At 31.5% G+C, this 22,265-nt stretch carries 21 protein-coding genes, 1 tRNA gene and 1 pseudogene; 10 read left to right on the top strand and 13 right to left on the bottom strand.

What is annotated here, in order from left to right; translation table 11 throughout:
• The first annotated feature begins 1 nt into the window (after window position 1).
• Window positions 2-841, top strand: coding sequence for an alpha/beta hydrolase family protein (locus JBL43_RS06720; RefSeq protein ID WP_198840694.1), 840 nt, complete (start codon window positions 2-4; stop codon window positions 839-841).
• Between the two features lie 203 nt (window positions 842-1,044).
• Window positions 1,045-2,661 carry a phosphoenolpyruvate carboxykinase (ATP) gene (gene pckA, locus JBL43_RS06715; protein ID WP_198840693.1) on the top strand — a complete coding sequence of 539 codons (1,617 nt, stop codon included), beginning with the start codon at window positions 1,045-1,047 and terminating at the stop codon, window positions 2,659-2,661.
• Window positions 2,662-2,722: 61 nt separating this feature from the next.
• On the opposite strand, the pseudogene JBL43_RS06710 reads toward pckA, so the two are convergent.
• From JBL43_RS06710 to JBL43_RS06695, 4 genes and pseudogenes are all read right to left on the bottom strand, one after another.
• Window positions 2,723-2,842 (bottom strand): annotated as a pseudogene (locus JBL43_RS06710) (short-chain dehydrogenase); the annotation flags it as partial.
• Between the two features lie 205 nt (window positions 2,843-3,047).
• Window positions 3,048-3,629 (bottom strand): hypothetical protein, encoded by a 582-nt coding sequence (locus JBL43_RS06705; RefSeq protein WP_198840692.1) that lies wholly within the window; start codon window positions 3,627-3,629, stop codon window positions 3,048-3,050.
• 216 nt (window positions 3,630-3,845) lie between these two features.
• The gene (locus tag JBL43_RS06700; RefSeq protein ID WP_198840691.1) at window positions 3,846-4,427 is read right to left on the bottom strand and encodes a hypothetical protein; all 582 of its coding nucleotides are present in this window, start codon (window positions 4,425-4,427) and stop codon (window positions 3,846-3,848) included.
• 230 nt (window positions 4,428-4,657) lie between these two features.
• Window positions 4,658-6,553: a helix-turn-helix domain-containing protein gene (locus tag JBL43_RS06695; protein WP_198840690.1), complete on the bottom strand. Its 1,896-nt coding sequence runs from the start codon at window positions 6,551-6,553 to the stop codon at window positions 4,658-4,660.
• A 225-nt stretch (window positions 6,554-6,778) separates the two neighbouring features.
• Here JBL43_RS06695 and JBL43_RS06690 point away from each other — a divergent pair, with 225 nt between their 5' ends.
• A complete protein-coding gene (locus JBL43_RS06690) occupies window positions 6,779-7,147 on the top strand; it encodes a hypothetical protein (protein ID WP_233098711.1) in 369 nt (122 codons plus the stop codon).
• 61 nt (window positions 7,148-7,208) lie between these two features.
• Here the strand turns inward: JBL43_RS06690 and JBL43_RS06685 are convergent, their stop codons facing one another.
• From JBL43_RS06685 to ahcY, 4 genes are all read right to left on the bottom strand, one after another.
• Window positions 7,209-7,922 (bottom strand): SDR family oxidoreductase, encoded by a 714-nt coding sequence (locus tag JBL43_RS06685; protein WP_198840689.1) that lies wholly within the window; start codon window positions 7,920-7,922, stop codon window positions 7,209-7,211.
• Window positions 7,923-8,244: 322 nt separating this feature from the next.
• Window positions 8,245-8,318, bottom strand: a tRNA-Ala gene (locus JBL43_RS06680).
• Window positions 8,319-8,326: 8 nt separating this feature from the next.
• Window positions 8,327-9,112 carry a universal stress protein gene (locus tag JBL43_RS06675; RefSeq protein ID WP_198840688.1) on the bottom strand — a complete coding sequence of 262 codons (786 nt, stop codon included), beginning with the start codon at window positions 9,110-9,112 and terminating at the stop codon, window positions 8,327-8,329.
• Window positions 9,113-9,187: 75 nt separating this feature from the next.
• Complete coding sequence (gene ahcY / locus JBL43_RS06670; RefSeq protein ID WP_198840687.1) at window positions 9,188-10,504, bottom strand: adenosylhomocysteinase; 1,317 nt, start codon at window positions 10,502-10,504, stop codon at window positions 9,188-9,190.
• Between the two features lie 64 nt (window positions 10,505-10,568).
• Between ahcY and JBL43_RS06665 the strand changes: the two genes are divergently transcribed.
• The 6 genes from JBL43_RS06665 (at window position 10,569) to arfB (ending at window position 14,267) form a co-directional block, all read left to right on the top strand.
• Window positions 10,569-11,210 (top strand): 4'-phosphopantetheinyl transferase family protein, encoded by a 642-nt coding sequence (locus JBL43_RS06665; RefSeq protein WP_198840686.1) that lies wholly within the window; start codon window positions 10,569-10,571, stop codon window positions 11,208-11,210.
• Window positions 11,211-11,263: 53 nt separating this feature from the next.
• Window positions 11,264-12,001, top strand: coding sequence for a phosphoglycerol geranylgeranyltransferase (locus JBL43_RS06660; protein ID WP_198840685.1), 738 nt, complete (start codon window positions 11,264-11,266; stop codon window positions 11,999-12,001).
• Window positions 11,985-12,245 carry a thiamine-binding protein gene (locus JBL43_RS06655; RefSeq protein ID WP_198840684.1) on the top strand — a complete coding sequence of 87 codons (261 nt, stop codon included), beginning with the start codon at window positions 11,985-11,987 and terminating at the stop codon, window positions 12,243-12,245. The genes JBL43_RS06660 and JBL43_RS06655 overlap by 17 nt, the downstream gene beginning before the upstream one ends.
• A complete protein-coding gene (gene pnuC / locus JBL43_RS06650) occupies window positions 12,229-12,942 on the top strand; it encodes a nicotinamide riboside transporter PnuC (protein ID WP_198840683.1) in 714 nt (237 codons plus the stop codon). Before JBL43_RS06655 ends, pnuC begins: the two co-directional genes overlap by 17 nt.
• The gene (locus tag JBL43_RS06645; protein WP_198840682.1) at window positions 12,900-13,559 is read left to right on the top strand and encodes an AAA family ATPase; all 660 of its coding nucleotides are present in this window, start codon (window positions 12,900-12,902) and stop codon (window positions 13,557-13,559) included. Before pnuC ends, JBL43_RS06645 begins: the two co-directional genes overlap by 43 nt.
• 303 nt (window positions 13,560-13,862) lie before the next feature.
• Entirely contained in the window at window positions 13,863-14,267 is a 405-nt protein-coding gene (gene arfB / locus JBL43_RS06640) for an alternative ribosome rescue aminoacyl-tRNA hydrolase ArfB (RefSeq protein ID WP_198840681.1), read from the top strand.
• Window positions 14,268-14,284: 17 nt separating this feature from the next.
• Here the strand turns inward: arfB and JBL43_RS06635 are convergent, their stop codons facing one another.
• Both JBL43_RS06635 and surE read right to left on the bottom strand, forming a co-directional pair.
• Window positions 14,285-14,572 (bottom strand): hypothetical protein, encoded by a 288-nt coding sequence (locus JBL43_RS06635; RefSeq protein ID WP_117879958.1) that lies wholly within the window; start codon window positions 14,570-14,572, stop codon window positions 14,285-14,287.
• Window positions 14,560-15,330: a 5'/3'-nucleotidase SurE gene (gene surE / locus JBL43_RS06630; RefSeq protein ID WP_117879957.1), complete on the bottom strand. Its 771-nt coding sequence runs from the start codon at window positions 15,328-15,330 to the stop codon at window positions 14,560-14,562. Before surE ends, JBL43_RS06635 begins: the two co-directional genes overlap by 13 nt.
• 387 nt (window positions 15,331-15,717) lie before the next feature.
• Between surE and JBL43_RS06625 the strand changes: the two genes are divergently transcribed.
• The gene (locus JBL43_RS06625) at window positions 15,718-17,850 is read left to right on the top strand and encodes a carboxy terminal-processing peptidase (RefSeq protein WP_233098710.1); all 2,133 of its coding nucleotides are present in this window, start codon (window positions 15,718-15,720) and stop codon (window positions 17,848-17,850) included.
• Window positions 17,851-17,912: 62 nt separating this feature from the next.
• Here JBL43_RS06625 and JBL43_RS06620 read toward each other — a convergent pair whose 3' ends face one another.
• From JBL43_RS06620 to JBL43_RS06610, 3 genes are all read right to left on the bottom strand, one after another.
• On the bottom strand, window positions 17,913-19,706 hold the full coding sequence (locus JBL43_RS06620) for a chloride channel protein (protein WP_138951969.1): 1,794 nt from the start codon (window positions 19,704-19,706) through the stop codon (window positions 17,913-17,915).
• A gap of 19 nt (window positions 19,707-19,725) precedes the next feature.
• The gene (gene aspS / locus JBL43_RS06615; protein ID WP_198840680.1) at window positions 19,726-21,471 is read right to left on the bottom strand and encodes an aspartate--tRNA ligase; all 1,746 of its coding nucleotides are present in this window, start codon (window positions 21,469-21,471) and stop codon (window positions 19,726-19,728) included.
• 85 nt (window positions 21,472-21,556) lie between these two features.
• Window positions 21,557-22,177: a hypothetical protein gene (locus JBL43_RS06610; protein WP_198840679.1), complete on the bottom strand. Its 621-nt coding sequence runs from the start codon at window positions 22,175-22,177 to the stop codon at window positions 21,557-21,559.
• Window positions 22,178-22,265: the final 88 nt, after the last annotated feature.

The raw sequence follows: 22,265 nt of genomic DNA, 5'->3' as shown, positions 1-22,265 counted from the left end.
GATGAAAAGTATTAAGAACATACAGTTAGAAGGTAAACACCAAAAATCCATTTTAACTGACGTATTTTATTTAGAAGATAACAAGCCAAAGCCAGTGGTTATTTTTGCTCATGGTTATAAAGGTTTTAAAGATTGGGGATGTTGGGATTTAGTTGCAGAAAAATTTGCTCAAAATGGAATATTTTTTATTAAATTTAATTTTTCCCATAATGGAGGAACTGTAAAACAACCCATTGACTTTCCAGATTTAGAGGCGTTCGGACAAAACAATTTTATAAAAGAATTGGATGATTTAGAGTCGGTGATAGACTGGATTAATAATAAAGGTGAATATCAAGATGAAATTGATTTGTCAAATATAATTTTAATAGGACATTCAAGAGGAGGAGGCATTGTTACCCTAAAAGCAAGTGAAGATAACCGTATCAGTAAAGTTATTACTTGGGCGGCTGTCTCTGACTATGGATCTCGATTTCCTACAGGTGAAATTTTAGACCTTTGGAAAAAGCATGGTATCTCTTATATTGAAAACTCTAGAACCAAGCAGAAACTGCCACATTATTATAAGTTTTATGAAAATTTTATAGAGAATAAGCAACGATTACATATAAAATCAGCAGCTCAAAATTTAAAAATTCCAACGTTGATTATTCACGGAACTGATGATGAAACAGTTCCTCTAAATGAAGCAAAAGATTTAAACACTTGGAACAAAAATAGTGAGCTTTTTATAATTGAAAATGCCAATCATTCTTTTGGAGGAAAACACCCTTGGGAGAAAAAGTCATTACCGCCAGATCTCTTGGAAATAGTTCAAAAATCAATATTATTTATAAATTAACGATATATTATATAATTACATAAAAATCAAACGTTTTCGTAAGAATTTAAGACGAAAATAGCTAAAATCATATGACAAATGTCATGCTTATGAAACATTTGTTACCTTAAATTTGTTGAAGATTTAAAAGGATATCATAATTAAATCAGACAATAAAAAAATAGAATACTTTAGATTAAAATAATATAGAAAATTCAAGAACAATGAAAAAAGATTTAAACTTAGAAAAGTACGGGTTAAACGATGTAACTGCCCATTGGAATTTATCAACCGAAGAACTGCAAAAAATTGCTGTTACAAAAGAAGGTGGTGTAGAAACTGAAAATGGAACGTTAGCGATAAATACAGGTAAATTTACTGGGAGATCTCCTCAAGATAGATTTTTAGTAGAAGACGATTATACTAAAGATAGAGTTTGGTGGGGTAAGGTAAACAAACCAGTTTCTCCTGAAAATTTTGACAAACTAGAAACTGAAATTGTAAAATATCTTTCTGGTAAAGAAATTTATGTGAGAGATGCGGCAGTTTGTGCTGATCCTAAATACAAAATGAATGTTAGAACTGTTACAGAATATGCATGGTCTAATATGTTTGTGTTTAACATGTTTTTGCGTCTTAACGCTGAAGAATTAGAAAATTTTGATGAAGAATGGTTAGTACTTTGTGCTCCTGGTTATGAATGTCCAGATCCTAAAGCATATGGTATCCGTCAGGGGAACTTTTCTATCTTAAACTTTACTAAAAAAGTTGCTTTAGTTGGTGGTTCAGCTTATACAGGTGAAATTAAAAAAGGTATTTTTTCTGCATTAAACATGATTTTGCCTACAGATAAAAACGTGTTGCCAATGCACTGTTCTGCCAATGTTGGTGAAGAAGGTGATACCGCAATTTACTTTGGTTTATCAGGTACAGGTAAAACTACTTTGTCTGCAGACCCAGATCGTAAATTAATTGGTGATGATGAGCATGGTTGGGCTGAAGACAACAGTATCTTTAACTTTGAAGGTGGTTGTTATGCAAAAGTAATTGACTTATCAGAAGAAAAAGAGCCAGACATTTTTAGAGCTATCAAGCCAGGTGCTTTATTAGAAAATGTAGTATTTAAAAAAGGCACTAAAGAAGTTGATTTTTTAGACGGTTCAATTACACAAAATACTCGTGTTAGTTACCCTATTTATAACATTGACAACATTCAAGTACCTTCAGTTGCTCATAACCCCAAAAATATTTTCTTTTTAACTGCAGATGCTTTTGGTGTATTGCCTCCAGTTTCTAAGTTAACGCCAGGTCAAGCTGCTTATCACTTTATTTCTGGGTATACTGCTAAAGTAGCAGGTACAGAAGCAGGTGTAACTGAGCCAGTACCTTCATTCTCTGCTTGTTTTGGAGCACCATTTATGCCTTTGCATCCTACTGTTTACGCTGAAATGTTAAGTAAAAAAATGGAAGATGCTGGTGTTAATGTTTGGTTAATCAACACAGGATGGTCTGGTGGACCTTACGGAGTTGGTTCTCGTATTAAATTAAAATACACTAGAGCAATGATTTCTGCTATTTTAAAAGGTGAATTAGACAATGTAGAATTTCATCAACACCCAATCTTCGGATTGTTTATGCCTAAATATTGTCCAAATGTGCCAATTGAAATTTTAGATCCAATGAATACTTGGTTACAAAAAGGTGCATATATTGGAAAAGCTATAAACTTAGCACATTCATTCCATTTAAATTTCGAAAAGTTTGCAAATCAAGCTTCTGAACAAATTATGGAAGGTGGACCGTTAATCGATGAGCACCATAAATTAGGTGATCACGTTTAGAATTTTCTGTTATTTTAGTAAAAGAAGAGGGCTTATTATAAGCCCTCTTTTTCTTTGCAATTTATTTTAAATCTGGTCTCGTAGGTCTTACTTCAATTTTACTTGGTAACGTACGCGGGTTCATGGTTAACAAGTCCACTACTAATTTACCAATATCTTCTGGTTGTATTTTCCATCCATTTACTTTTAAATGAGTATTTTGGTCATTCATTGCTTCAATATCTTCTCTGAATTAAATGTGAAAATTGAAGTGAATGGGTCTGTTCTTAAAAAACTTATATATGGATGTAGCTTTTTGATGATTTTGTGTATTTATGTTATTTACTTTAACCTATAATTCATGGGAGAAGTTTCAAATCTTAAGGTAACTTTCCTTGATAAAATATTTATTTTACAGCGGGGTGCTTGGCAACTTGCATGTCTGCACAATAACCAATTTGATTAGAATCTGGCCAAATTAGACCAGGTCCTCCAGGCGATGTCATACTCTCATCACAACCGCCATAATATCCCCCAATCTGTTCATCTACTATTTCACGAACCGCTGCACCATGAGTACGCAAAACCATATGAACTTCTGCTGTTAATGGATTTTTAAAATTTGGACTTGTGTTTAAATGTGCAGAAAAGTCTCTATTTCCGCCTTGACCCACCACATGACCTACTGCAAAAAGCGAAGCAGGAGGCCCTGGAGTTTCCCCAAAGACAATCCACCATAAAGTATATGCATTTCCGGGTATTAATTGTTTCGTTTTAAAGTTTGCGGTAATACCGTTTTCAGTTCGAATAAGTGATGATGTCGCTCCGTCAATTAAAATAAATTCTCCATTTGGACCATCTGGAGCTTCCCTAATAGATTCGATACTCAAATTGTTATTGATTTCATCTATGTCACCTGAATTTCTATTACAGGAAATTGTAAATAATATAATTGTTGCTAACAAGCATTTTTTAATTAAATTTTTCATAATAAATTATTTAAATGGTTTGTATTAAATAGTTCTATAGTTTTCTAAAAAAAATAGTAAATAGCTCTTCTGATTTATAGGTTTTTTTTCTTCAGTTGTCTGAACTAAGAGTTGCATCAGACTAAGTGATTAAAGTATATATTACGCTTTACTGATATATTTCTTTTTTCTAATTAATTTTAGTCTAATTCCGGAATTATAATTCTATTCGGTGCTTTATTTCAAATTATTATTTGTTATTACGGATGCTTTGGTTGGATACTTAGTATTTGAATCAAAATGTATTTTCTTTTTTTGATTACCTTTTCTAATTACGACTATATAGCCCATTTTAACACCAGATATACTATTATATGAAACCTTATAAGTATTAGTTGTAATTGACCAATTAGGGTGGTTTAATGAAATGGATTTCAATATGTGATTTGGAAGCTTAAAATCCTTAAATTCTTCATGAGTTGATAAGATCTTGCCGTTATGATCATATTTAGCAATAAGCCAATTAGTAGACCACGAAAATTTAACTACTAAAAGTTGTGGTCTATTAATTGGATTTATTAATTTTTTAATATTGTATTTAAATGCCATAAGTTCTAATTGCATAATATTGCTAGGTTTCACATCATTTTGAACTTTTTCTAAATATGGAGCGTTCAATAGAGATACGGATTTTAATTCAGTTGATATGCTCTGTTTTATTCTTAAATCTTTAGTTGTTTCTAATTCTCTAAAAGAGTTTTGTGAATAACTGAGGTTGGTTAATCCAATAATAAGTAAACCAATTAATAAATTTTTCATACTGCTAATTTTTAAGATTAATAATTAATTTTTAGCAAAGATTGTACATATAACCTGTTGCTACTTAACAGCTATGTTGTAATTGATTTAATACTATTTTTAAAGTCTTTTAAACATAATTTGAAGTCTATAAACTATGTTGAATTACTTGAAGTTTTGTAGGGAAGTGTTAAGAGTCTAATAAAATAAGTATAAGTAAGAAAAAAACGATATACTGAAAAATTCACTTGTTATTCATTATAATAAACATCTAAACCCATTTTTTTTATAATAATTTTAAACCGAGGCTCGGATCTAAGGTTTTTAAAATTAGGATCTATATTGATATCTATTAATATTGAAACCCTCAATTCTACAGATTTTTCTAACAGTGATAATGCTTTCTCATGCTCTCCAATAAATGCGTAATTTTGAGCTAAATAGTAAGGTGTATTATAATTATTTTTAACAAACTTAATAAGCCAATTATAAACACCATTTATACCAAATTTTTTGTATATCTTATCTATTTCATGAGACTCTTTCTCTTTATATAATTTTTGCAGTTCTACAATCGCTTTATCATATTTTTTTTGAGCCACATAAATTTCAAAATTTAACCAATTGGTCTCAGTAAATTTAATCTTTAGGTCTAACCCTTTCTTATTTTCTGAAAATGCTTTTTCATAATCACCATAACAATAATAATATTCAGCACTAGCAAAATAATTACCGTGGTAAACAGGGTCAAGTGTCAAGGCTTTATCAATATGTTTTCTTGATTCCTCCATGCGATTTGTACTTTTTAGAAACTTAGAATATGCTAAGTGGGTGAAAGGATTATTAGGATTCAATTTAAGTGCAATTAAAAGTTCTTTTTCTGCGGCTTTCCAATTCCACTCATACCGAAACAGCATTGTTGCAAGAACATGGTGTGGTTCTCCAATACTATGATCCAATGCAATAGCTTTTTGAGCAAGTTCTTTAGTCTTTTTCACATTTTTATTAGGAGATATTTTGCCTTTGGACATTAAAATCATATGTGATACTGCTAATTCTGAATACGCAAATGCAAACTCAGGGTCTTTTTCTATTGCCTGTTCTAAATACGATACACTTTTATTTGGTGAACCACTGCGATTAAAATGGACTCCTTTTAAATATAAATTATAGGCTTCTAGATTGTTTGTTGGTTTTTTCTTAATTTGAATACGTTCAACATCAGAAAGTTCAGTATTTAATTCCTTCGAAATCTGCTCAGCAATAGTACTCTGTAGCTCAAAAATGTCTTTATATTCTTTTTTTATATCAGTTGACCAAATTTGTGTATCATTTTTAGCATCTATTAATTGTGAAATAATTCTAATTTCATCATTATCCTTTTGAACACTTGCTTGTAATATATGCGATACGCCCAATTCTTTTGCAATCTCAGGAATTGTTTTATTCGTCTCACGATATTGCTCCATTGAGGTTCTAGAAATTACTTTTAGTTCTTCAATACTTGTTAGGTGATTTAAGATCACTTCCATAATACCATCTGCAAAATATTGGTTTTCTTTATTACTACTCAAATTTTTGAATGGGAGTATAGCTATAGATTTATCATTTGTTTTAGTTACAGAAAAGTCAGAAGCAATTTTGTTTTTAGAATTTTGATAAAAGTAATATGCTGTTGCTGCTAATAACACAATTATTAAAGAGGTAATAGCTATAAAATTTCGCCTTATTGGTTTTTTAAGATTTGGAGCTGCATTATTTTCTACAATAGAGCCTTCTATAAAATCATTTTCTTTTAGTTTAGATTCTTTTCTGAATTTTACTTCTCCTGGCGGATATCCATAAAATTCGCGAAAACATGTGTTAAAGTAAGTAGGACTTCCAAAACCAACGCTATATGAAATCTCTGAGGCAGTTGCCGCATTATTTCGTAACATTTCCATAGCCTTTTGAAGTCTATACTCACGAATAAATCGACTGGCAGACTTCCTTTCAATTGATTTCAATTTACGATGTAATTGAGAACGGCTAATACCTATTGCTTCTGACAACTCATTTACGCCAAATTCCTCATTTTCAAGATTGACTTCAAGGATGCCGTAAAGTTTTTTGATAAAATCTTGATCCATTGAAAGCTCTTCTTGCATCTTTTTACTTTTTTTTAGTAAATACAGTTATATTGTAGCTTAATAAATGAGGATATCTTTAGATATTTGTCCTCATAGTTCGAAATATGTTAAAATTATAATACTGTTGCTGAGTAAGTTACTGTCTTTTTTTTAATAATCCTAAATTATCATTTTCTTCAAAACATTATTTTGTACCTATCAAGAATGTATTATTCTTTTTTCTGTGAAGTTTTATTGAGAAAAATGAATAATAATTACAAAGTAAATTTAGAAGAAACAGTGTTTATTCGTTATGTTATATATACATTCTACTTGTACCATTTCCATAATTTTATTTATAAAAAAAGTATTAAAGGTGAATTAGACAATGTAGAATTTCATCAACACCCAATCTTCGGATTGTTTATGCCTAAATATTGTCCAAATGTGCCAATTGAAATTTTAGATCCAATGAATACTTGGTTACAAAAAGGTGCATATATTGGAAAAGCTATAAACTTAGCACATTCATTCCATTTAAATTTCGAAAAGTTTGCAAATCAAGCTTCTGAACAAATTATGGAAGGTGGACCGTTAATCGATGAGCACCATAAATTAGGTGATCACGTTTAGAATTTTCTGTTATTTTAGTAAAAGAAGAGGGCTTATTATAAGCCCTCTTTTTCTTTGCAATTTATTTTAAATCTGGTCTCGTAGGTCTTACTTCAATTTTACTTGGTAACGTACGCGGGTTCATGGTTAACAAGTCCAATACTAATTTACCAATATCTTCTGGTTGTATTTTCCATGCGTCTTTTTCATTAGGAATATGGTCATTAAAATAAGTAGCAACAGAACCAGGCATTATTGTAGAAACTTTAATTCCGTATTGACGTAAATCTAGCATTGCCGCTTGTGTAAACCCAACTAATCCGAATTTAGAAGCATTATATCCTGCACCTTGAGCAAAGAAATTTGTACCTGCTAAACTAGCGAGTGTAATGTAATACCCTTCTGATTTTTTTAACGCTTCTACAGAGGCTTTTAAAGAGAAAAATGCTCCAGTAAGATTGGTATCTATCATAGCCTTCCAGTCTGATTCTGAAAGTTGATCTACGGGTGCAAATTTACCAACACCTGCATTTGCTAACACAACATCCAGTTGTCCCCATTTTGCAATTATTTTTGTAATAGCATCATTTTCATTGCTTAAATTTGAAACATCAGATACTACTGCTAACACTTGGTCTTCATTACCCAGTTCAGTAGCTGTTTCTTCTACTGATTCAAGATTTCTACCACTTATTGCTACTCGCATTCCAGCCGCAATTAAGCATTTGGCAACACCAAATCCGATACCCTTCGTGCCTCCTGTTATATAAACGACTTTGTTTTTTAGATTGTTCATTGTTTGTTTTTTTAGTATTAAAGTAAACAAAGATAATAGAGCAAGATAAATGGACATAATAAATGATCTTAAAAAATTGTTACATCGATTGCTATTTAATATTTGCTATTTATATGGGATTTATTAATATTACACTAAATAATCTACAAAAAGGGAATCTTTTCATTATGAAAACATTGTTTTCTTTTAATATAGACCAAAGATTAACTTCGTTGATCCGAATAAGTTCCGTTTCTGCAAATAGAAAACACATCACCCTTGCGGGTGTTGATTTTTTCATAAAATAAAAAACCACACTTTCGTGTGGTTTTTCTGCTTGATGTGGAGCATATCGGATTCGAACCGATGACCCCTACGCTGCCAGCGTAGTGCTCTAGCCAACTGAGCTAATGCCCCATAATCAATTATTCTGATCCTTTTAAAACTAATAAAGGTAAATCACTTTCAAAGTCTTTTTTATACACTTTGTCATTTGCCCAAAGTCTTTTGAAAAAACCTCGTTTACGTCTAATTACACAAATTAAATCAGGAGAAACTTTATTTATACTTTCTTTAAGACCCTCGTAAATAGTTTCCTTTTTAGAGGTTGAATAATTTGTTTGTAATTCATTTAATCCTTCATCTAAATTACCATCTTCATCAGAACTATTAGGTGTTATTACCCTTAGCAATTCTAACTTACTTTTCTGTAATTTTATGATTTTTTGTAATGGTAATAATAAATTTTCACGAGATATAACACCTGATTTAATGGCCATTAAAATCGTATCAATTTTTTTAAATTGATAATTTCTAGGCACAAATAACACGGGTAAATCAGTGTTTTTTATTAAATAACCTGGCGTTTTAGCAATAAAAATTTTGCTATCACTGCTAGATCCTGCTACTATTAAATCAATTTTTAATTGTTTGGCTACTCGTTTAATAATATCTTTTGCACTTCCTCCAATAGATTTTGATATAATTTCTATTCCTTTTTTATCTACATGGGCAATAACGTTCTCCAAGTCATGATCAGCTTCAGCTTCCATAAAAGCATCCATGTTTTTTAAACTACCCGCTACTTTAGTAACACCATAGGCTTTTACTAAATAAATTTTTGCCTGCGTACCTTCAACAAGGTCTATAGCATACTGCAATGTATTTAATGCCTTTTTAGGCGAGCCAACGGGAACTAATAAAGTATTCATACTCTCTGTGTTTTTGTAAAGATAATTAAAAGAATATCCTGAAACGTAAAAGGAATAGAAATTATTATAATTACATTAATATCTGTAATAGTCTGGTTTATAAGGGCCTTCTACTTTTACACCAATGTATTTTGCTTGATCTTCTCTCAACGTTTCTAGTTCAACACCAATTTTTTCTAAATGTAAACGAGCAACTTTTTCATCTAAATATTTAGGTAGCATGTACACTTTGTTCTCATAGTTTTCATGGTTTTTCCATAATTCCATTTGAGCTAACGTTTGGTTTGTAAATGAATTACTCATTACAAAACTTGGGTGACCAGTTGCACAACCTAAATTTACTAAACGACCTTCAGCTAACAAAATAATATCTTTACCATCAATAGTATACTTATCAACTTGTGGCTTGATTTCTACTTTTGTATCACCATGATTCGTATTTAACCATTCAACAGCTATTTCATTATCAAAATGTCCGATATTACAAACTATCGTTTTATCTTTCATTTGTTCGAAATGCTTTCCAGTTACAATATCTTTATTACCAGTAGTGGTAATGATAATATCAGCTTTACCGATAACATTTTCTAATTTTTTAACTTCAAAACCGTCCATTGCAGCTTGTAAAGCACAAATTGGATCAATTTCAGTTACGGTCACTATCGACCCTGCACCTTTAAAAGAAGCAGCTGAACCTTTACCAACATCACCATAACCACAAACCACAACTCGCTTACCTGCAAGCATAATGTCCGTAGCTCTTCTAACCGCATCAACCGCACTTTCTCTACAACCGTATTTATTATCAAATTTAGATTTAGTAACAGAATCATTTACATTTATAGCAGGCATTGTAAGCGTACCTTCCTTCATTCTGTCATATAATCTGTGTACTCCTGTTGTAGTTTCTTCAGATAATCCTTTAATTCCAGCAACTAGTTCTGGATGGTCATCTAATACCATATTGGTTAAATCGCCACCATCATCTAAAATCATATTTAATGGTTTTTTATCTTCACCAAAAAACAAGGTTTGCTCAATACACCAGTTAAATTCTTCTTCACTTAAGCCTTTCCAAGCATAAACTTGTACACCAGTTGCAGCAATTGCAGCGGCAGCTTGATCTTGAGTAGAAAATATATTACAAGAACTCCAAGTAACTTCTGCTCCTAAAGCAGTTAAAGTTTCAATAAGAACGGCAGTTTGAATAGTCATATGTAAACAACCTGCAATTCGTGCACCTTTTAAGGGCTGTTCATCTTTGTATTCTTCACGAAGACTCATTAATCCAGGCATTTCTGCTTCTGCCAATTCAATTTCTTTTCTTCCCCATTCTGCTAAAGAAATATCCTTAACTTTGTAGGGTATGTATGTTGCTGTCTCAGAACTCATATTAATGTGTTTTTTTATTATTAAAATTTCGGACTGCAAAGTTACAAAATAACTTGATAAATCTATGCCCCTTTATAAAACTCTAAAAGTTAATCAAAACACCAAAGTATTAATTTGGAAAATTGAAGAGTCAATTGAGACTTTAAATAAGGGTATTACCCTCACAGATAAATGTCAAAATCGTGTTGACGGAATGAAATCTGAATTGCATAAAAGAGGTTTTATGAGTATTCGTCATTTATTAGCAGAAGTTGGTTATGTTGATGCCGATTTGTATTACGATGAATTTGGAAAACCACATTTAAAAGATGGTAACTTTATTTCAATTACACATTCCTTTATTTTTACAGGAATTATTCTGAGTACTACAAAACATGTTGGTATCGATATTGAAAAACAACGTGATAAAATTTTGCGTATCTCTCATAAATTTACAACGCCAGAGGATTATTACCACATACCCAATGAATATGAATTAGTGAGAAAACTAACCATTGTTTGGGGAGCAAAAGAAGCTCTTTATAAAATTTATGAGCAAGAAGGACTCAGCTTTTTACAACATATTTATGTAGACGATTTTTCTTTTGAAGACACAGAAACAACGGCAACAATTACCTATAAAAACAAGAAAAGTACTTACCAAATACACTTTTTAGAGTTTGAAGGTTTTATGTGCACCTATGCACTTGACGAAGTAATCAATTAAACGAGGGTTATAGCTAAATTTCTATCCGTATATTTGAATTTTTATAAAATCTCTTGAACATATACCAACATATAACTGATTCCGTACAACAAGGTAAAAAATTGTTGGCTATTTTATTAGACCCTGATAAAATACTGTTAGAGACACAATACATTACTTCAATAACAGAGAAAATTAACAAAAAAGCAGATTTTATTTTTGTAGGAGGAAGTACCGTTAATCAAGGTGCAACTGAAAAATTTGTAAAAATTTTAAAGAAAACTTCGCAATTACCTATTATACTTTTTCCTGGAGATTATACTCAAATTAGTAACCTAGCAGATGCTATTTTGTTTCTTTCTTTGCTTTCGGGTGATAATCCTGAATATTTAATTCACCAACAAATTAAATCAATTCCAAAACTTAAAAATTCATCCTTGGAAGTTATGTCCACAGGGTATATTTTAATTGATGGTGGTGTTGAAACTTCCGTTCAAAAGGTGAGTAAAACAAAGCCAATTTCTCAAAATGAGGTAGAATTAGTTATAAATACGGCTTTAGCTGGGCAATATGCTGGTAAAAGATTGATCTATTTAGAAGCAGGTTCTGGGGCAAAAAAAGTTGTAAATCTAGAAATCATTAAAAAAGTAAAGACAGCATTAGATATTCCGCTAATTGTTGGCGGTGGCATTAGAACCGAAGAGCAATTAGAAAAGGCATATGATGCTGGAGCTGACCTTGTTGTTATTGGAACTGCTTTTGAACAAGACATTCATTTTCTTAACAAAATAAACAATGAAAATATCAGTTGAATTAACTTTTAGTCCATTACAAGACAACTATGAGGCCGCTATCATAGAATTTATAAAAGCTTTAAGAAATAGTGGACTTACAGTCTTGGAAAACCCCTTAAGCACTCAAGTATATGGTGACTATGATCAGGTTTTTAATATACTTCAAGGCGAGATAAAAAAAGCATTCCATTCAATTGAAATTGGATTAATGTATATGAAAATTGTTAAAACAGATAGAAGCACTTATGAATCAAATTATTGATTTTTTCTTAGAGCCTTATCGTACAGCAACAACATTAGATATTGTTCTTGAGTTTACCGCAATGCTATTTGGAGTTGTTGGGGTTTGGTATGGAAAAAAGGAAAATATTTTAGTCTATCCATTAGGGATTATAAGTACCTGTATTTATGTTTATATCTGTTATAAATTTGTGCTTTACGGCGATTTTATCATTAACATCTACTATACTATAATGAGTATTTTTGGTTGGTATATGTGGAGTAAAGTGATTGATGATAAGGAAAGTCATATTCCTATATCACGTACTAATAAATCGGACAAAATAAAGGCTTTCGGTATATTTGTTTTTACCTCAATATTTGTAATCATAGTCTATCGCTATTATAATGTAATGCCAAATAATTTGGGTTTCACAGAGAGCATTAACTATGCAATTACCAACATGACTTCTGGAAGTTTAGATGATTTTAGAAAAATAACACCTTTTTTGGATACTTTTACAACTGGAATATTTTTCGCAGCAATGTGGTTAATGGCTCTTAAAAAAATAGAACATTGGATATTGTGGATTTTAGGAAATATTGTAGCCATACCTTTATACTTTGTAAAAGGACTTGGGTTTACCGGAATTCAATTTATAATATTGTTAGTAATTGCTTATTTAGGATATAAACAATGGAAGAAAAGCTTAGACAATCAAAAGATGCAAACGTTGTAAAAGTAGTCTTGTTTGGTCCAGAATCTACTGGAAAAACGACACTATCTGAGCAGTTAGCACGTTATTATAACACTGTATGGGTTGCTGAATATGCACGTGAATACCTTCAATATAAGTGGAATAATTACCGTAAAACCTGCGAAAATTCTGATTTGATACCCATTGCAGAGGGGCAAATGAAACTTGAAAATAAATTGGCTAAAAAAGCCGATAGTGTTTTGATATGTGATACCGATTTGCTCGAAACAAAAGTATATTCAGAAGAATATTATGGAGGCTTTGTAAATCCGTTATTAGATGAAGCAGCCCTTGAAAACACCTATGATTTATATTTGTTAACGTATATTGATACGCCTTGGGAAGCTGACGATTTACGTGACAAGCCAGAAATGCGAAAAGAAATGTTTGATGCATTTGAAAATGCGTTAAAAAAGTATGACAGACCCTATATTTTGCTAAAAGGAGATAAAAGAACCCGTTTGAAATTGGCTACTCAGGCTATTGACAAAATATTAGCGGAACGAACTAATTTAGATAGTTTTTCAAAAAATCTAGAAGATATAGACATGCACTTTTTACATCAGAACACTGATATGGGTACTGATTATAATTTTTAAACCATTGTCAGTTCTAACTAAATTTAAAGGTTAGCCTAGTTGTTTTGGTCCTTGTTACATTGTTTAATTATCAATATTTAGAAAGGTTATTTAGATAGAAAAAGTATTATAGTTTAGTGGTGTCGGTACGCTAGAAATAATGAGTAAAGAAACGAAATTGCAAAGCGATAACTTTAAGCATGAAGTTTTGAGAGCGAATGGTGCAGAGCAATTTCCTTGTACAGACTAGATTTTTTTGTTTCGTTTTTTCATCAATGTAAAAAATGAAAATAATACAAACCTTAGTTATTTCTTTGAGAGATTATGAACATAGAAAACCTAATAAAAGAACTTTCCTTTAAAGCGATTAGAAGTGGTGGTGCTGGTGGTCAACATGTCAATAAAGTGTCTTCAAAAATTGAATTGACTTTTGACGTAGAAAATTCTAGCGAGCTTACTGATGACCAAAAACAACTACTGTTAAATAAAATAGCCAATAGGCTTACCAAAGAGAATGTCCTAATTCTTTTTTGTGATGAAAGCCGCAGTCAACATAAAAATAAGGAAATTGCTATTAAGCGATTTTTAGAAGTTATTAAAAACGGACTTAAAAAAATAAAACCTAGAAAAGCTACAAAACCTTCTAAATCTGCTATTCGAAAACGTTTAAAATCTAAAAAGAAGCGGTCAGAAAAGAAATTGAATCGACAGAAACCAGATTTGGAGTAGAAAGTTTAGCAAGTAAACTAAACAAACTGAGCTGCCAATATTAGCAATGCTACCATTAACGTTGCAATTAATACACCTCTAGCTCTATAATCTTGACGTTTTTTTATAAATATAAAAAAGGCAATAAGATTTGGTATAGCTGCAATACTCAGTACTTGCCCATAAAGACTATTTTCTTTTAATACAGCCAGTGATTCTTCAAATGTGCCTTCTAAGGCATATTCTACATATAAATAAAAGCCTCCAGCCGTAGCTGCCAAACCAATTAAAATTCCAATAAATATTTCTTTTTTTACAGATCCCATGTGTTCAAATTTTTGATGTAATGATGTGCTGTCATGTCAAACTGAACAGGTACCATAGAAACATATCCATTTTCTAATGCCCACATATCAGTATCTTCTCCTTTATCTAGGTTTACAAACTTTCCGGCTAACCAATAGTAATCTTCCCCTTGAGGGCTAACACGCTTATCGAAAACTTCTTCCCAGTTTCCGTGTGCTTGTCTGCATACTTTGATTCCTTTAATTTCATCTTTTTTTAAGTCAGGTATGTTTACATTAAGCACAACACCTTCTGGTAACCCATTTTTTAAAATATTTTTTACAATGGTCTTGACATAGGTTCTACATGCGTCAAAATCAGCATCCCAATTATAATCCATTAAAGAGAATCCAACAGCCGGAATGCCTTCAATACCCGCTTCTACTGCAGCACTCATGGTGCCAGAATAAATTACATTTAGAGAAGCGTTAGAACCGTGGTTAATTCCAGAAACACAGATGTCAGGTTTTTTATTCAATATTTCATTGACTGCCATTTTAACACAGTCGGCTGGTGTACCAGAACAACTGTACTCTAATTGTGGTCCATCATCAATAGTAATAGGGTTACATCTTAAGGTTGTGTTTACCGTAATGGCGTGTCCCATACCACTTTGTGGGTTATTTGGTGCAACAACAACTACATCGCCAATTTCGTTCATTACAGAAATTAAGGTTCTTATACCTGGTGCTGTAATACCATCATCATTACAAATTAAAATTAAAGGTCTTTCACTCATATTTATATCTTATTCTCTTTTTACAAAACTACCATTTTTTTATTATGGACGGGGTTAAATATTTTGCATTAAAGTAAAAGTTATTCATTTTTTACGCAATTGATAACTATTATGAGTTTCAAAGTGTAATTAGGTTATTAAAAATGTTAAAAAGCGATGAGAAATGAGCCGTTTTTAATCAATAAATAGTATTTAATCTGCTGATAAAAGCTTTACGAATTGTTTAACATATATTTTATAACAGATTTTAAATTTTTTCGTTTTGTAATATCTAAAATTAGTTTCGTCTTATATTAGAGTAAAAGTAGGTCAAATGCAAAAAATCTGTTAAATCCTTTAAAAATTAAATTATTGGCACTATTTTAGTAGATTAGTTGAATATACTGAATGAAAAAAATAATAAACTTTATGAAATCGAATTATAAAATTATACTCCCAATAATTTTATTGGCTGGTGTATTGTTAAGCTTTAATATGAAGCAAAACCCAGATCCTGAAAAAGAAAAAATATTGTTGGGACTGATAAGGTCGGCACTAACGCAAGGTCATTATCAGCCACATGAAATAAATGATGAGTTTTCTACTGCTGTTTATAATAATTTTATTGAAGGTTTAGATCCTGCAAAGCGATTCTTTACGCAAGAAGACCTTAAGATATTTGAAAAATATAAACTTCAGTTAGATGATCAAATAAAAAAAGAAGACCTTTCTTTTTATCGTATTGTAACTTCAAAATACTTGCAACGCGTTCAAGAGGCTAAAGGTTTTTATAAGGAAATTTTAAAACATCCGTTTGACTTTGATAAGGATGAGGTTTTTGATGTTGATTATGAAAATAAGGCATTTCCAAAAAATGAGGTAGAATTAATCATCAATTGGCAAAAACAATTTAAGTTAACAACTTTATCTCGTTTACATAGTAAAATTGAAGCACAAGAAGATAAACAAAAGGAAGACCCTAAAGCTGAAGTGAAAACTTTTGCGGAGCTAGAAGTTGAGGCTAGAGAAGCTACATTGAAAAGCATGGAAGAGTTTTTTGAATATAAAGATGAAGAGGATGATGAAGACTGGTATTCTATTTTTATAAATAGTATTTCTACAGAATTTGATCCGCATACAACCTATTTTGCTCCTAGAACCAAAAAGAAATTTGATACTGAAATGTCAGGTAAAATTGAAGGGATTGGTGCTAGATTACAACGAAAAGGTGAGTATACCCGTGTAGATGAACTTGTTTCTGGAGGACCCGCTTGGAGAGATGGAAATTTAGAAGTAGGAGACATTATTACTAAAGTAGCACAAGCAGATGGAGAGCCGTTAGATATTGTAGGAATGCGTTTAGATGACGCTATAGAATTTATTAAAGGTAAAAAAGGTACCGAAGTAAGGCTTACCGTTAAAAAGTTGGACGGTTCGGTTAAGATTATTCCTATAATAAGGGATGTTATCGAACTTGAAGAAACTTTTGCAAAAACAAGTGTTGTGGAAATGGGTAATAAAAAACTTGGAGTTATTGATTTACCAAAATTCTATATCGATTTTAGCGAAAGAAATTTTAGAAACTCTGCCACTGATATGGCACTTGAAGTGGAAAGATTAAATAAAGAGAATGTTGAAGCCTTAGTAATTGATTTACGAAATAATGGTGGTGGTTCTTTAGATACGGCAATTGATATTGCAGGGTTATTTATTGAAGAAGGTCCTATTGTACAAGTAAAATACAAAGACGGTGAGCCAAAAATACGTTCAGATGAAGATTATAAAATTCAATGGAATAAACCATTGGTAATTATTGTAAATGAATTGTCAGCATCTGCTTCAGAAATTTTTGCCGCCGCAATGCAAGATTATAATAGAGCCGTAATAATTGGTAGTAAGCAAAGTTATGGAAAAGGTACTGTACAAAATTATATGGCACTTAACAGATACTTTGATTATCCAAAAGATTTAGGTGCGTTAAAACTGACAATTCAAAAATTTTATAGAATAAATGGAGGCTCTACTCAGCTTAAAGGTGTGGTTTCTGATGTCGCTATGCCAGATAGATATGCATATTTAAAAATTGGAGAACGAGATGAAGCAACTTCGTTGAAGTGGGATAAAATTGCAAGTGCCGATTATAAAGTATGGAATGGTTATTCAAATTTTGATGATGTAATAAATAATAGTAAAAAACGTATCGCTGAAAATGAACAGTTCAAACTGATTGATAGCAATGCAAAATGGTTAAAAGAAGGTCAAGACGATACTAAAGTTTATTTAAGTTATAAAAAATATAATGAAGATTTAAAAAATAGAGAAGAGGAAGGCAATCGATTTAAAAGCCTTTATGAATATAAAAATAACCTGAGTTTTACTTCACTGCCTTATGAATTAGAGTTGTTTAAACAAGATTCTCTTTTGGCTAAGAAACGTGAGATATGGCACAAAAACTTAAGTAAAGATATTTATATAGAAGAAGCTTTAAATATTGCTGCCGATCTTAAAATTAGGACGGAAAAACCTTTGGTAAAGAATTAATTTAATTCCTTATTGTAAAAATTAAATCCCTTTCAGTAGATCATTTACTGAAAGGGATTTTTTTATATTGATGTTACATTTATTAAAGTCTGTCGATAAGCCGTTAATAATCGTGATTTTGAAATAAAACCAAAGTATTTACCTTCTTTGATAACTACTAAATTCCAAGCACCTGAAGATTTAAACTTATTTAAAATATCTTCTGTAGTATGCTTTTCATAGTAGATAATATCTGGAGCACTACGCATTAAACTCTCAACAGTGACGGTATCATATAATTTGCTGTCAAACATGATACTTCTAATGTCGTTTAGGGTTAAAATCCCTAAGAACTGATTGTCTTCATCTACCACCGGAAAGTGATTTCTTGACGACTTCGCAACGGCTTTAGTTACTACTTCTCTTAATGTCATTTGTGGATAAAGAAGAATAAAATTTGTTTCAATAATTTTATCCAAGTCTAACATCATTAACACATTTTTATCTTTATCATGCGTAATTAATTGACCTCTTTCTGCCAATTGTTTATGGTAAATATTATGTGGAACATATTTTTTAGCAATAATATAAGATATGGACGAAACTATCATTAATGGTACAAATAATTCGTAACCGCCTGTAATTTCTGCAATTAAGAAGATTGCTGTCAATGGGGCGTGCAAAATTCCAGCCATTAATCCAGCCATACCTACCATCGCAAAATTAGTTAATGATAACTGATGTACAAATAAATTGGTGTGATTGATTATAAGTGCAAATACGTAACCTGTAACACTTCCTGTAAAAAGTGTAGGACCAAAAATACCACCAACTCCACCGGCTCCAAACGTAAAAGAAGTGGCCACCACTTTAAAAATAACCAAACCTATTAGAAGCGTTATGATAATCCACGTACTATCTGTGGCTGTATGAAATATATTATTAACTAAAACAGGATCTATGTCTCCTCTTAGAATGTTGTTGATGGTTTCATAGCCTTCACCAAAAAGTGGAGGTACAAAATAAATGATAACTCCTAATAAAACTCCACCAACTATTAATCTCTTATACAAATTGGTTATGGATCTAAAAAAAGTGTTCAGTCTGAAATAAATTTTACTGAAATAAACAGAAACCGATGCAGAGATTACACCGAGTAATATATAGAATAATACGTCCTTAAAACTAAAAGATTCTTGTAAAGTAAAATGTAACAATACATCATTTCCAAAAAAGAAATAAGAGGTTAATACCGCACAAATTGAAGCTATCAAAAGCGGTATCATAGATGCCATAGTTAATTCTAAACTAAATATTTCTACAGCAAATACAATGGCGGTAATTGGAGCTTTAAATATTGATGCCATTGCTCCAGCCGCAGCTGCTCCAATTAACAATGTTCTTGTTGTTTGATTTAAATGAAATAATCTTGCTGTATTAGAGCCTATAGCGGCAGAAGTTGCTACTGTTGGGCCTTCTAAACCCACAGAACCACCAAAACCAACCGTTAATGGAGCCAAAATTAAAGAGGCCCACATTTGATGTCTTGGCATCAACCCTTTTTGTTTTGAAATTGCGAATAGGGTGGAAGGAATTCCATGCCCTATCTTTTTTTTAATTAGCTTCCTTTTTATAATTAGAACGAGTAACAAACCAATTAATGGGAATATAAAATAAAAGGCTTGATGTAAATCTTTTATAAACTGTCCTTCTAGTAAATTCTGAATTAAATGTACTAAATTCTTAATAGTTACGGCAACGAGACCTGCCAATAAACCAATGACTGCACTTAGTATGTATATAAACTGCTTTTCAGGGATGTGCTTGTATCTCCAAATTAAGAATTTACGTAATACTATTTTTAATGGGCTTGACATTTTTTAATTTATGATAGAGCTATCTTAATTTCAAATTAAGCTCTTTTAATTGAGATTCATCAATGGGTGCCGGAGCATCAATCATTACATCTCTACCTGAGTTATTTTTAGGGAACGCAATAAAATCACGAATGGTTTCTTGTCCGCCTAAAATAGCAACCAGTCTGTCTAAGCCAAAGGCAATACCACCATGTGGCGGGGCACCATATTCAAAAGCATTCATTAAGAAACCAAATTGTTCTTTTGCTTCCTCTTTGGTAAACCCTAAATGGTCAAACATTAAAGATTGTGTTGTTTTATCGTGTATTCTTATAGATCCACCTCCTATTTCATTACCATTTAAAACCAAATCGTATGCATTGGCTCTAACTTTTGCAGGATCAGAATCTAATAATTTAATATCTTCAGGTTTTGGTGATGTAAACGGGTGGTGCATCGCATGGAAACGTTCTGTTTCTTCATCCCATTCTAATAAAGGAAAATCAACTACCCATAATGGTGCAAATTGTTTTGGATTACGCAAACCTAAACGTTCTGCCAATTCCATTCGTAAAGCACTCAGTTGTGCTCTTACTTTATTTGATTGTCCGGAAAGGACGCAAATTAAATCGCCAGCTTTTGCTCCAGTAACTTCCGCCCATCTAGCTAAATCTTCTTGATCGTAAAATTTGTCAACAGATGATTTATAAGTTCCATCTTCATTGCAACGTACATATACCATACCTAATGCACCAACTTGTGGTCGTTTAACCCAGTCTGTTAGTTTGTCAATTTCTTTTCTCGTGTAATTATTTCCTCCAGGAACTGCAATGGCAACTACTAATTCTGCTTGATTAAAAACGTTAAATTCTTTATGTTGAGCCACTTCATTAAGTTCGCCAAACTCCATACCAAAACGGATGTCAGGTTTGTCGTTACCATATTTTTTCATGGCATCATCAAACGTCATTCTAGGAAATTTTTCTACATCAACATCATTAATTTCTTTTAGTAAATGACGGGTTAATCCTTCAAAAGCATCTAAGATATCTTCTTGTTCAACAAAAGCCATTTCACAGTCTATCTGTGTAAATTCAGGTTGTCTATCGGCACGTAAATCTTCATCGCGAAAGCATTTTACAATTTGGAAATACTTATCTAATCCACCTACCATTAATAATTGCTTAAAGGTTTGTGGACTTTGAGGTAAAGCATAAAATTGACCTTCATTCATTCTAGAAGGCACAACAAAATCACGTGCACCTTCTGGTGTCGATTTTATTAAATATGGAGTTTCTACCTCTATAAAATCTTGTTTTGATAAGTAATTTCTAACTTCATGGGCCACTTTAGCACGAAAAATTAATTTTTCTTTTACAGGATTTCTTCGAATATCTAAGTAGCGATATTTCATTCTTAATTCTTCACCACCATCCGTTTTGTCTTCTATAGTAAATGGAGGTAATAAGGCTTCATTGAGCACGGTCAATTCAGAAACTAGTATTTCAATTTCACCTGTTGGAATATTTGGATTTTTAGAAGCTCGTTCAATTACGTTCCCTTTTACTTGTATTACAAATTCTCGCCCTAATTTTTGAGCTTGATCTAGAATTGCTTTTGAAGTACGTTCTTCATCAAAAATAAGTTGAGTAATTCCGTATCTATCACGTAAATCTACCCAAATCATAAATCCTTTATCACGTACTTTTTGAACCCATCCAGAAAGGGTAACTTCATTATTAATATTTGATGATGTTAATTCACCACAATTATGACTTCTATACATTGTAAAAAAATTGAAGTGCAAAATTAACGAATTTTGATGGGTTTGTTGTCAATTTTCACTTCAATGTTGAAGTATATTCTTTAAGTTATTCTATTTCATTCAAGTCAATGGGAGGGGGAGGTGGTGGGGCATTAATTAATTTTTCAAAAAGGGAAATGTTTAGTGAAGTTTTAACTTTAACTGAATCAAAATATTTTGTGATTTTATCAAGTAACTGAGTCAACTCATTTGTTCTTTCATCTTTATCATATTGAATTCTAATACGAACTCTATCATGACTATCACTGAGACTTGGGTCTTCGCCGTTATTAAAATAATCCATTTTCATTATATAGTACAAGCTATCTATTGAGAGTACATTAATGGATTTAAAAACAGAATCTTGAGTAATTTCTATAACGTTCTTCTCTCTTAGGTAGATTGGCATATTTTGACAAGATCCAGGAAAATATACAGTCTTTAATATATTATCAGATCTAAAAGAAATTTTGGGTGTACTATCACTGCAAGCTAGTTCTTGCATTCTGTTGTGAAGTCTTAAGTAAGTAGGGTATTTTTTTAAATCAATTTCTATATATGTACTATCATTATTTAATATTTTACGCCCATATTCTTTTCTGATAATTGTTTCATTTATTGAATTTTGCTTTATACATCCTTGAAGAAGAAAGAGAAATACAATACAGAAAAGTGAGAATCGGTACATTTAGTTAGGTTCAAAAAGACATGTAAATCATATCAAAAATTAAACCAAGTATTTCATTAGTTTAATAATTTATCCCATTCAAATTACT

Source organism: Aureibaculum flavum (genome assembly GCF_016406085.1).
GTDB lineage: Bacteria > Bacteroidota > Bacteroidia > Flavobacteriales > Flavobacteriaceae > Aureibaculum > Aureibaculum flavum.
The sequence above is the reverse complement of the archived record's forward strand: the minus strand, read 5'-3'. Positions and strand labels throughout refer to the sequence as shown.

Coding starts and splice junctions, on each gene's coding strand:
- arfB (WP_198840681.1), top strand. CDS start 13,863: ATGAACATAGAAAACCTAATAAAAGAACTTTCCTTTAAAGCGATTAGA.
- JBL43_RS06690 (WP_233098711.1), top strand. CDS start 6,779: ATGAATAATAATTACAAAGTAAATTTAGAAGAAACAGTGTTTATTCGT.
- pnuC (WP_198840683.1), top strand. CDS start 12,229: ATGAATCAAATTATTGATTTTTTCTTAGAGCCTTATCGTACAGCAACA.
- JBL43_RS06675 (WP_198840688.1), bottom strand. CDS start 9,112: ATGAATACTTTATTAGTTCCCGTTGGCTCGCCTAAAAAGGCATTAAAT.
- JBL43_RS06720 (WP_198840694.1), top strand. CDS start 2: ATGAAAAGTATTAAGAACATACAGTTAGAAGGTAAACACCAAAAATCC.
- JBL43_RS06695 (WP_198840690.1), bottom strand. CDS start 6,553: ATGCAAGAAGAGCTTTCAATGGATCAAGATTTTATCAAAAAACTTTAC.
- surE (WP_117879957.1), bottom strand. CDS start 15,330: ATGAGTGAAAGACCTTTAATTTTAATTTGTAATGATGATGGTATTACA.
- pckA (WP_198840693.1), top strand. CDS start 1,045: ATGAAAAAAGATTTAAACTTAGAAAAGTACGGGTTAAACGATGTAACT.
- JBL43_RS06685 (WP_198840689.1), bottom strand. CDS start 7,922: ATGAACAATCTAAAAAACAAAGTCGTTTATATAACAGGAGGCACGAAG.
- JBL43_RS06610 (WP_198840679.1), bottom strand. CDS start 22,177: ATGTACCGATTCTCACTTTTCTGTATTGTATTTCTCTTTCTTCTTCAA.
- JBL43_RS06645 (WP_198840682.1), top strand. CDS start 12,900: ATGGAAGAAAAGCTTAGACAATCAAAAGATGCAAACGTTGTAAAAGTA.
- JBL43_RS06625 (WP_233098710.1), top strand. CDS start 15,718: ATGAAAAAAATAATAAACTTTATGAAATCGAATTATAAAATTATACTC.
- JBL43_RS06655 (WP_198840684.1), top strand. CDS start 11,985: ATGAAAATATCAGTTGAATTAACTTTTAGTCCATTACAAGACAACTAT.
- JBL43_RS06705 (WP_198840692.1), bottom strand. CDS start 3,629: ATGAAAAATTTAATTAAAAAATGCTTGTTAGCAACAATTATATTATTT.
- JBL43_RS06700 (WP_198840691.1), bottom strand. CDS start 4,427: ATGAAAAATTTATTAATTGGTTTACTTATTATTGGATTAACCAACCTC.
- JBL43_RS06620 (WP_138951969.1), bottom strand. CDS start 19,706: ATGTCAAGCCCATTAAAAATAGTATTACGTAAATTCTTAATTTGGAGA.
- JBL43_RS06665 (WP_198840686.1), top strand. CDS start 10,569: ATGCCCCTTTATAAAACTCTAAAAGTTAATCAAAACACCAAAGTATTA.
- aspS (WP_198840680.1), bottom strand. CDS start 21,471: ATGTATAGAAGTCATAATTGTGGTGAATTAACATCATCAAATATTAAT.
- ahcY (WP_198840687.1), bottom strand. CDS start 10,504: ATGAGTTCTGAGACAGCAACATACATACCCTACAAAGTTAAGGATATT.
- JBL43_RS06635 (WP_117879958.1), bottom strand. CDS start 14,572: ATGGGATCTGTAAAAAAAGAAATATTTATTGGAATTTTAATTGGTTTG.